The organism is Bilifractor sp. LCP21S3_F8 (assembly GCF_052117805.1).
GTDB lineage: Bacteria > Bacillota > Clostridia > Lachnospirales > Lachnospiraceae > Bilifractor.
In genome coordinates, this window is the sequence record NZ_JBQKIK010000064.1 from 1 (window position 1) to 980 (window position 980).

The window sequence follows — 980 nt, forward strand, 5'->3', positions numbered from 1 at the left end:
ATGCTATCAAGAGATGCAAGCAATTCGCCGAAGAAGGATATGTGTACGTGGTCAGTATGGATTTGCAGGCTTACTTTGACACTGTCAACCACAGCAAGCTTATTGAGGTGCTGTCGAGGACAATCAAAGATGGGCGTGTGATCTCACTGATTCACAAATATCTGAAGGCCGGGGTTATGAAAGATGGCGGGTTCCATCCAACAGAAGAGGGCGTACCACAGGGTGGTCCGCTGAGTCCGCTGTGTGGAAACGTCATGCTAAACGAGCTGGATAAGGAACTGGAACGAAGAGGACACAGGTTCGTACGATACGCCGACGACTGCATGATTCTATGCAAGAGCAAGAAGAGCGCAGAGCGTACATTGGAAAACATAGTGCCATTCATAACGAAAAAACTCTTTCTGAAAGTCAATCTTCATAAAACTACAGTGTGTCATATCAGCAAGGTGAAATACCTGGGATACGGTTTCTACCGCTACATGGGGAAATGCCGGTTCCGGGTGCATCCGAAGTCGGTAGCGAAATTCAAGAACAAGCTGAGGATGTTAACCGCCAGAGGAAACAAATGGAGCAATCCGGTGAGGGAGAAGAAACTCAATGATGCTGTCAGAGGGTGGATAAACCATTTCCGGTATGCGGACATGAAGGGACTTATGGAAGAACTGGATGAGTGGCTACGGCACAGAATCCGAGCAGTGTACTGGATACAATGGAAAAGAGTGCGAACGAGGTACAAGATGCTGAGAGCACTGCATCTGCCAGAATGGAAGGTACGCGAAATGGCTTACTGTAGGAAAGGGACGTGGAGGGCGGCGTCGATGCTCAACTCGGCGCTCACCAAAACAATAATAGTGGACAGACTCGGATATCCATCCTTATCAGCCCACTATCTGAAAGTTCGTGTAAACTATTGAACCGCCGTATACCGAACGGTACGTACGGTGGTGTGGAAGGGGAGGGTAAAATCTCCCCTATCCGAT

At 48.6% G+C, this 980-nt stretch carries 1 protein-coding gene; it reads left to right on the plus strand.

The window, feature by feature from the left end; genetic code table 11:
- Positions 1-914 (plus strand): reverse transcriptase domain-containing protein (locus ACTQ3A_RS13885; RefSeq protein WP_441495346.1); only part of this gene is annotated, 914 nt, incomplete at its 5' end.
- Between the last annotated feature and the right edge of the window lie 66 nt (positions 915-980).